The organism is Methylotenera sp. (assembly GCF_013141425.1).
In the GTDB taxonomy this organism is placed as follows: domain Bacteria; phylum Pseudomonadota; class Gammaproteobacteria; order Burkholderiales; family Methylophilaceae; genus Methylotenera.
In genome coordinates this window covers 1-9,443 of record NZ_JABFRA010000058.1, presented here as the reverse complement: position 1 = coordinate 9,443, position 9,443 = coordinate 1, and the positions used below count along the sequence as shown (strand labels likewise).

Here is a 9,443-nt window from a genome sequence, read left to right as displayed (position 1 = left end):
ATTGGTAGGGCGTGCGGGGATCGAACCCACGACAAACGGATTAAAAGTCCGCTGCTCTACCAGCTGAGCTAACGCCCCATTGTGTAACATGGGTTTTCTGTGTTTCTGGTGATTTCGGGAGTTATTGCGTTACGAATAAAGCATTACTTACGAAAGGGCGCAATTATGCTAGAAACTCTGCGCTTGGTCAATGCAAAACTGGCAAATAAATTAACTTTTTGCGCACTTAATTTTGATGGCATTAAAAATTAGCGCATGCCTGGCAATTTTCCGCCCATCAAGCTGCCCATGCTACGCATCATTTTGGCCATGCCGCCTTTAGCGAACATTTTCATCATTTTTTGCGTTTCTTCAAACTGTTTAAGCAAACGATTGACCTCTTGCACCTGCACGCCAGAACCATCAGCAATGCGTTTTTTACGGGTGGCTTTAATTAGCTCAGGCTTACGGCGTTCTAAGGCTGTCATACTATTTATAATGCCTTCTATGCGGCGAATCGCTTTGTCTGCATCCTCTGGGTTCATTTTGTTGGCCATGCCAGCCATCTGCGCGGGCATTTTATCCATGAGCGCACCCATGCCCCCCATTTTGCGCATTTGTGACATTTGCGCTTTAAAGTCATCTAAATCGAAGTTTTTGCCCGATTTAACTTTATCAGCGAGTTTTTGCGCTTCCGCCATATCAACATTTTTATGTGCTTGCTCAATTAAGCTCAACACATCACCCATGCCCAGCACGCGCGAAGCCATCCGTTCGGGATGGAATGGCTCTAAACCATCCACCTTTTCACTAACACCGACGAATTTAATTGGCTTGCCAGTAATGTGACGCACGGATAAAGCTGCACCTCCGCGTGAATCACCATCAAGCTTAGTGAGAATAACGCCTGTGAGCGGCAATGTGTCACTAAATGCTTTAGCCGTATTGACGGCATCCTGACCTTGCATGGCGTCGACCACAAACAAGGTTTCGATTGGGTTTAATAGTGCATGCAAGGCTTTGATTTCCGCCATCATCACTTCATCAATACCCAAACGACCTGCGGTATCAAAAATCACCACATCGTAATATCCGCGTTTAGCAAAATCTAGTGCCGCCTTGGCAATATCTTCTGGCTTTTGCGAAGCGTTGCTGTCAAAACATTCCACATCCAGTTGCTTGGCCAGCGTTTTCAGTTGTTCAATCGCGGCTGGACGATAGACGTCGGCGCTTGCTAGCAATACTTTTTTCTTTTGCTCTTTGAGTAATTTCGCCAGTTTGGCTGATGTCGTTGTTTTACCTGAACCCTGCAGACCCGCCATCAAAATAATGGCTGGCGGCACTGCCGCTAAGTTTAAACCGACGTTTGCTTTTCCCATCAACGAGGTCAGTTCATCATGCACTACCTGAATAACCGCCTGACCTGGCGTTAAACTTTGTAGCACTTCTTGCCCTTGTGCACGCGCTTTTACTTGGGCGATAAACTCTTTAACTACTGGTAGCGCTACGTCAGCCTCCAGCAAGGCCATGCGCACTTCGCGCATGGCATCTGAAATATTCTCTTCGGTGAGCCTTGCTTGGCCACGTAGAGTTTTGATGACGCCTTGCAGGCGGTCGGTTAGATTTTCTAGCATTGCATTCTCTTACAAATCATTAGATACTCAATTTTACATCAACCTATTATATTTAACGCATATTTGCGCCATAATCACGTTATGCAAAAATTAATTCCTTATTTAGTGGTTTTCTTTATCTATATAGCGGTAGCAGCAGATTTTTGGCGTGGCGCAAAAAGCCCTGTCAAAGACCAATCACTTAAGCTACATTCTGCCATGATTGCACTTGGCTTGATTATTCATGCTTGGTTACTCTACCAGGTGATTTTTACCCATGGCTTTGATTTAGGTTTTTTTAATATGCTCTCAGCCATTTCATGGCTAACGGTGCTGATTTACTGGGTCGCCGATTTAAAACATCAGTTAACTAGTCTACAGGCATTTGTTCTACCGCCCTCAGCTATTTTTGCACTGCTACCAGCCTCAAATGTTACTAACCACTTGATGCCAGAAACAGAATCGCCATTATTTTTAGCGCATATTGCAATTGCCTTACTGGCTTATAGTTTATTCACTTTCGCTACATTTCACGCTTTACTCATGACTGTTGCTGAGCGTACTCTGCATAACAAACCTACGCTGATTAAACTACCCAATTTTCCACCACTCATGGTGATGGAAAACTTATTGTTTAAAATCATTACCTTGGGCTTTGCCTTACTGACCGTCACATTAATAAGCGGCATGTGGTTTTCTGAGGAAATTTTTGGCAAGGCGATGCAGTTTAATCACAAAACTGTGTTTTCCATCGCCAGTTGGATTATCTATGGAGGTTTATTGTATGGCCGCTACCAATACGGCTGGCGTGGGTTAAAAGCCATACGCTGGACTTTAACTGGTTTTCTGTTGCTGGTGCTGGCTTATGTTGGTAGTAAATTTATACTACAGGTGCTATTGGGTCGGTAATTTAGGTTGGCCTTTCAGCAATAAAGCTAATCAGCTAACCGCGCAAGCTAATTGCTGGCCAGCCCTGTTGTTTGGCATACTTCGTTAGAATTTCATCAGCATCTACCGCCACAGGATTTGTCACTAATTTCATCAGGGGCAAATCATTGTGTGAATCGCTATAAAAGTAACTGGTCTCATAGTCGCTTAACTTAGTACCACGAGCTTCTAACCACTGATTAATGCGAATGACTTTACCTTCTTTAAAGGTTGGCACACCCGTTACGCCACCGGTATATTGACCATTGACCATTTCAGGGTCACTTCCAAGTAAGTGCTCAATACCATAGGCGGTTGCGATTGGCTTAGTCACAAAGCTATTGGTGGCAGTAATTACGACGCATAAATCACCCGCCGCCTTATGTTGATCAACTAAAGCCTGAGCCTTATCAGTCATCATCGGGCGAATGATTTTTTCCATGTATTTTAGATGCAAAGCGTCTAAGAACTCTTTTGAATGTTCTGAAAGTGGCTTTAACTGAAATTTCAAAAATTCAGTTATATCCAAACACCCATTTTTGTAGTCTAAATAAAACTGCTCATTTCTATCGTGATGCGTTTTCGCGTCAAGCAAACCTTCATTAATTAGGAATAAACTCCAGTTATAATCACTATCACCTGCAAGCAAGGTGTTATCCAAATCAAATAAAGCCAAGTTGTGTCTCAACAAGTTCTGTTTCATCGTTAATTTCTTTGTTAATTTTAAAATCTTTTAATTTTCTTTACTGCTTGCCGATAGCACTAAAAACACACCAATTAGTATAATGCCTAGAGCTATATATTCAGAACTTGTCACATGCTCATTGGCAAACCAAATACCTACAATAAACGCTACCACAGGATTCACGAAAGTATTGCTGCTCGCCACCAAGGGACGAACATTTTTAAGTAGCCATTGAAAAGCTGAGTAAGTGACCAGCGAGCCTAACACTACTAAAAACAGCATCGCCCCCCATGATTTATAGCTAATATTCTGCGGCCAAGTTTCACCTTGCAAAGCACTGAAGCATAATAACGCAATTCCGCCAGCAAGCATCTGCGCCGCACTGGCCATTAAGCCACTTGGCAAATCCATGTGCTTACTCCATACAGAACCAAAAGACCAACTAGCCGCAGCAAAAATTAATAGCAACGCACTAGCTAGCTCGCCATGAAAAGTACCACCCACATTTAACAGTACAATCCCGGCAAAACCAACTGCAATACCCAGCCATTCTCTATTGGAAATTTTATGTCCCCAAATGCTGGAGAAAATCGCCATCCAAATGGGTGCAGTAGCAATAGAAAGCGCCGCCACGCTTGACGATACCGTTTGCTGAACATAACAGACGGTGCCGTTACCCAATGCGGGCAACAAAATGCCTACTATGGTTGCACTTACCCACTGTTTCTTTGTTGGGTTGGGGCTACCTAGATAGCGCATCACAGCATAAAGTATAAGCCCAGCGATTGTGAATCTCATGCCCGCCAGTAAAAATGGGGGAAAGCTCTCTATGCCAAAGCGAATAGCAAGGTACGTTGAGCCCCAGATAAAGTAGGTGCAAAACAGCGCTAGGACAATCAACAAGCTTTGATTTTTATGACTCATATTTTGATTGTTTCTTTGTTAAATCGACCAAAGACTAGACGCTTGAGCGCAGACAGTACGTTTAGTACGGCAAGCGAAAAGCAACGACGTATTTGGTCGATTTTACGAAGAATCACACCTGCGGATGTGCGCGCTCAAGCTTACTATGCAACTTATTCAAGCCATTTAAATAGGCTTTTGCTGAAGCAATCACAATATCAGTATCTGCACCCTGTCCGTTCACAATACGTCCACCTTTAGCTAAACGCACAGTTACTTCACCTTGCGCGTCTGTGCCGCTGGTAATGTTATTCACAGAATACAATTGCAATTCAGCGCCGCTATTGACGATATTTTCTATCGCTTTGAAAGTTGCATCGACAGGGCCGCCGCCATCTGCTTCGGCTTTCTTTTCCGTGCCATTATCAGAAATCGTAATAAAGGAATGCGGGATCTCGCCTGTTTGTGAGGTCACTTGCAAATAGACTAATTTAAAATTCTCAGAAGCTTCTTGCACAAACTCATCGCTGACTAAAGCGTGCAAATCTTCATCAAAAATCTCAGATTTCTTATCAGCCAAATCTTTAAAGCGAGCAAAAGCGGCGTTTAAAGCATCTTCACTCGACAACTCAATGCCAAGCTCTTTCAATCGTGTTCTAAATGCGTTACGACCAGATAATTTTCCCAAAGTTAATTTGTTGGCATTCCAACCCACGTCTTCAGCGCGCATAATTTCGTAAGTTTCGCGGTGTTTCAATACGCCATCTTGGTGGATACCTGATTCATGTGCAAAAGCATTCGCACCAACAATCGCCTTGTTTGGTTGTACTGGGTAACCCGTAATGCTTGAAACCAATTTACTTGCAGGCACGATTTGTGTCGCATCAATACGCGTAGTTAAGTTAAACACGTCACTACGGGTTTTAATCGCCATGACGACTTCTTCTAAGCTGGCGTTACCTGCACGCTCACCCAAACCGTTAATCGTACATTCCACCTGACGCGCACCATTCATTACCGCAGCTAAAGAGTTAGCAACTGCCATGCCCAAGTCATTATGACAATGGGTAGACCACACGACTTTATCGCTATTTTTTACGCGCTTGATAAGTGTAGCCATACGCTCGCCCCATGGTGCAGGAATTGAGTAACCTACAGTATCAGGCACGTTAATAGTGGTTGCGCCTGCTTCAATCACGGCATCAAAAATACGTACTAAGAAGTCGATATCTGAACGTACTGCATCTTCAGCAGAAAACTCTACATCCTTGGTGTACTCCAATGCCCATTTAACAGCTTGCACGGCACGCTCAACCACTTGGTCTTCCGTCATGCGAAGTTTGTTTTCCATGTGGATTTTGCTGGTAGCAATAAATGTGTGAATACGGCCACTTGCCGCATGTTTAATCGCTTCACCTGCGCGGCGTACATCGTTTTCACTGGCACGCGCCAATGAACAGACGGTTGAGTTTTTGATGATTTTGGCGATTTCTGAAATTGACTCAAAATCACCTGGGCTTGCTGCTGCAAAGCCTGCTTCAATCACATTAACACCCAATTTTTCTAGTTGGCGCGCAATACGGATTTTTTCTTCTTTGGTCATGGCGGCGCCTGGGCTTTGTTCGCCATCGCGCAAAGTAGTATCGAAAATAATAATTTGTTCTTGTTTGACTTGTGAGTTTACAGTTTGACTGTTCGCTTGATTCATGATGAATACCTTCATTTCAATTTTTGTCTATTTTAGCTTAATTTGAGACATATTTATGCCTCAGAAAGCCGTATCCCGCTGCGATTGTTACGCAACGTCTTTAATATCAGGGAGTTGGGGGTATAGTTTGCGCGCTAGCGCAGGTTGCAACTGTTGCGCAAGGCAGCAGTACGTAACGCAAGAAATTTGCGAAATAACAATGCGCTAGACATGAGGCTAACTGCATAAAAAACGAAGGAGATAGGTAAATTAAACATCGTGATAGAAATATAGTATTTTTTAACAAGTTCCGCAAGCGTTTAATTTAAAAGCATTTAATTTAAAAAAATAAATCATTCACTTTAATTCCGGCTTCACTTTCTCTAATCGTTCTTGTACCCACGATACATAGCCAGAAAGCCCGTAAGAAGCCATCACAAAAAACAACACCTCTGGCGGGCTGTATGAAATCAGCACAATCACCAGCATAATGGCCAGAATCACAAAAAAAGGCACGCTTTCTTTTAAGTTAATATCTTTTCCGCTGTAGTAGCGCAAATCACTAACCATCGAAAGGCCAGCAAATATGGTCAAGCCCCAAGCCATCCATTTCCATTGTAGCACGCCAAAAAACACATCTCGCCCACTCACGCCATATTCGTATGAAACCCATACAAAACCAGCTAATAGCGCTGCAGCACCTGGACTAGGCAAACCCTGAAAGTAGCGCTTATCTTGATTGTCATCTTCCAGTTTTGTGTTAAATCTGGCTAAGCGTAAGGCCGCACAGGCACAGTAGGTAAATGCGGCCAACCAGCCAAGCTTGCCCAATGGCTTTAACGCCCATACATAAAGGATAAGTGCCGGCGCCACACCAAACGACACCATGTCAGACAGGCTGTCGTATTCCGCCCCAAACGCACTCTGTGTATTGGTCATACGAGCAACACGACCATCCAATCCATCCAGCACCATTGCTACAAATATAGCAATCGCAGAAAGCTCAAAATGACCATTCATCGCCTGCACAATAGCAAAGAAACCAGCAAACAATGCCGCTGAAGTAAACAAATTTGGTAGCAGATAGATGCCGCGCTGGCGCAGACTGGCGCTATCACTCTCTCTACGCTTTGCTTTTTCGTTTGCCTTAATCTTGTCGTTAACTTCTGCCATGCTTGAAAACCATCAATAATTTAAGTTGAGCCATTATAATAAACACTTTTCACTTAGGGCGTAAAAAAATAACGTACTAAATGAAAGAATATCGGCGCCGAAAAGCTCACAGAATCCATTCTGTCGAGCATGCCGCCATGGCCTTCTATAATACTACCCCAATCCTTAGCGCCCAAACTACGCTTTACAGCAGACATCACCAAACCACCAAGAAATCCCATCACCACGATAATTGCCGCCATGCCGGCACTTTGAAGCGGAGTAAAGGGAGTAATCCACCACAAGCCTGCCCCGACTAAAACTGCTGACAATCCACCGCCAATTAAACCTTCCAGCGTTTTATTCGGACTAACAATAGGTGCCACTTTTGTTTTTCCAAATAAAATACCGAATACATATTGCAGCACGTCGCTCAATTGCACGATGAGTAAAAAATAAAAAAGCAGCAAAGTATTTTGCCCCGCATAATTCGCTATGGGCAACAAAAGCAATGCTGGCGCATGGCTGATGCAATAAATAGCCACCATCACACCCCATTGAATTTTGGCTGCGCGCTCTAAAAAATATTCAGTATCTTGGGCAAGGGCTGAAATACAAGGCATCAGCAAAAAGGCATACACGGGGATCAGTATGCTAAAGAGCCCATACCAATCGGTGTAAATTAAATAATAATGTAGTGGAATAAGCAAAAAAAACGCTAACGACAAGGTGCGGTGATCACCCGAGCGGGTTGGGGTAAGCGTCAGGAATTCGCGCAGTGCAAAATAAGAAATAAAGCCAAATAAGACGATGGTGCCTAATTTCCCTGCCAAAAAGGCAATGACGAGAATCACCACCATCACCCACCAAGCATTCACTCTTGAAATCAGATTGTTGATAACTTTTTGTGACTTTTCTGACGGATTTTGTTTCGCCAATAAGCGACGCTTTAGCATCCAACCAACCGTTGAGGCGATTAGTAGTAAGAGTGCTATCGCGCTAATTAGCCAGTAAAATTTTTGGCTTGGGTCAAGCCTTTCCAAAGTGTTGGCTAGTTCAGTCAGCATGGGCATTCTTTCTTAAATCAAACGCAAGACAGCAGAACGCGCTCGCGCTAGAAATTCTTTTTTTCGTTCTTGCTGCTGCAAGCTAACCGCTGCGCCAAACCGCACCGTGCATATTATTGGCACTGGTAAAATACTACCTTTTGGCATACTGCGATGCAAAGTATCTAAATAAACAGGGATTAATTTTACTTGCGGAAAAGCTTCTGCTAAATGATACAAACCACCTTTAAAATCGCTAGGTTCGGCCTGTGCTTTGCGCGTACCTTCTGGGAAAATAATCAAAGAATCGCCCGCATCTAGGGCTTCTATCAAAGGTGCCAGCGGATCCGCATGCCTCGATACTTCTCGGTCAATCAGCACCGCATTCAGTATTTTTAGTGCAATAAACCGCTTAATGAGGCCTTTGCTCCAGTAATCTTTTGCTGCAACAGGTCGAGTTTTAGCTCGAATTTGCGCGGGCAGCGCCACCCATAGCGCCCAAGTATCGAGGTGACTGGTATGGTTGGTAAAGTAAATGCTTTGCGACAAATTCGGCGCAGCATCTACCCAACGTGGATTGGCGCCAATTAACAGCCTAACCAAGCCTATCATTACCAAGCGGGTGACATGTGTGAGCATTGAAATCTTTTTGCGGTGTTATTGATACAAAAATGAGTATAGCAAAGGCTTATGATAAAATCCCAGATTCATAAAAACGGTTCAAAATAGCTAAACTTCATGCAATTTACCCTACACAAACAAGATGGCCTCGCCCGTCGCGGCACGGTTCACTTAGCGCATGGCGATGTGCAAACGCCAGCATTCATGCCAGTGGGCACTTACGGCACAGTTAAGGCAATGTCACCACTTGAGCTTAAAGAAATTGATGCGCATATCGTTTTGGGCAATACTTTTCATTTATGGCTACGGCCTGGCTTAGAAGTTATTGCAGTGCATGGTGGCCTGCATAAGTTTATGGGTTGGGATGGCCCGATACTGACAGACTCAGGCGGCTTTCAAGTATTTAGCTTGGGCGCGATGCGTAAAATCTCTGAAGAGGGCGTCAAGTTTAAAAGCCCAATCAATGGCGACACCTGCTTTTTAACGCCAGAAGAATCGATGCGCATTCAAAAAGTATTGAACAGCGACATTGTGATGATTTTTGACGAATGCACGCCTTTTCCAGCCACGCTTAAAGAAGCGAATGACTCCATGCAATTAAGTTTGCGCTGGGCAAAACGCAGCAAAGACGCGCATCAAGGCAATAGCAATGCACTATTTGGTATCATTCAAGGCGGCATGTTTGAAGAGTTGCGTGATGTATCGCTAGCAGGCTTAACCGAAATTGATTTTGATGGCTTTGCCATTGGAGGCTTATCCGTCGGCGAGCCAAAAGAAGATATGCTGCGCATATTGGCGCACACCGCCCCAAAAATGCCACAAAACAAACC

The 9,443-nt window shown here is 44.0% G+C and carries 9 protein-coding genes and 1 tRNA gene; 2 read left to right on the top strand and 8 right to left on the bottom strand.

Annotated features, from left to right (window positions below; genetic code table 11):
• Window positions 1–2 precede the first annotated feature (2 nt).
• Window positions 3–78, bottom strand: a tRNA-Lys gene (locus HOO90_RS05005).
• 170 nt (window positions 79–248) lie between these two features.
• Window positions 249–1,613, bottom strand: coding sequence for a signal recognition particle protein (gene ffh, locus HOO90_RS05000; RefSeq protein WP_292840229.1), 1,365 nt, complete (start codon window positions 1,611–1,613; stop codon window positions 249–251).
• 81 nt (window positions 1,614–1,694) lie between these two features.
• On the opposite strand from ffh, the gene ccsA reads away from it, so the two are divergent.
• Entirely contained in the window at window positions 1,695–2,501 is an 807-nt protein-coding gene (gene ccsA, locus HOO90_RS04995) for a cytochrome c biogenesis protein CcsA (protein ID WP_292840227.1), read from the top strand.
• A 34-nt stretch (window positions 2,502–2,535) separates the two neighbouring features.
• On the opposite strand, the gene HOO90_RS04990 is transcribed toward ccsA, so the two are convergent.
• From HOO90_RS04990 to HOO90_RS04965, 6 genes are all read right to left on the bottom strand, one after another.
• Window positions 2,536–3,222 carry an HAD family phosphatase gene (locus HOO90_RS04990; protein ID WP_292840225.1) on the bottom strand — a complete coding sequence of 229 codons (687 nt, stop codon included), beginning with the start codon at window positions 3,220–3,222 and terminating at the stop codon, window positions 2,536–2,538.
• Between the two features lie 30 nt (window positions 3,223–3,252).
• Complete coding sequence (gene yedA, locus HOO90_RS04985; RefSeq protein ID WP_292840224.1) at window positions 3,253–4,128, bottom strand: drug/metabolite exporter YedA; 876 nt, start codon at window positions 4,126–4,128, stop codon at window positions 3,253–3,255.
• 112 nt (window positions 4,129–4,240) lie between these two features.
• Window positions 4,241–5,815 (bottom strand): 2-isopropylmalate synthase, encoded by a 1,575-nt coding sequence (locus HOO90_RS04980; protein WP_292840223.1) that lies wholly within the window; start codon window positions 5,813–5,815, stop codon window positions 4,241–4,243.
• A gap of 336 nt (window positions 5,816–6,151) precedes the next feature.
• Window positions 6,152–6,967, bottom strand: a complete 816-nt coding sequence (gene pssA, locus HOO90_RS04975) for a CDP-diacylglycerol--serine O-phosphatidyltransferase (protein ID WP_292840221.1) — start codon at window positions 6,965–6,967, stop codon at window positions 6,152–6,154.
• Between the two features lie 53 nt (window positions 6,968–7,020).
• On the bottom strand, window positions 7,021–8,013 hold the full coding sequence (locus HOO90_RS04970) for a phosphatidate cytidylyltransferase (protein ID WP_292840219.1): 993 nt from the start codon (window positions 8,011–8,013) through the stop codon (window positions 7,021–7,023).
• Between the two features lie 12 nt (window positions 8,014–8,025).
• Window positions 8,026–8,631 (bottom strand): 1-acyl-sn-glycerol-3-phosphate acyltransferase, encoded by a 606-nt coding sequence (locus HOO90_RS04965; RefSeq protein WP_292840217.1) that lies wholly within the window; start codon window positions 8,629–8,631, stop codon window positions 8,026–8,028.
• A gap of 99 nt (window positions 8,632–8,730) precedes the next feature.
• On the opposite strand from HOO90_RS04965, the gene tgt reads away from it, so the two are divergent.
• Window positions 8,731–9,443: tRNA guanosine(34) transglycosylase Tgt (gene tgt / locus HOO90_RS04960; RefSeq protein WP_292840215.1), on the top strand; the 713-nt coding region annotated here is incomplete at its 3' end.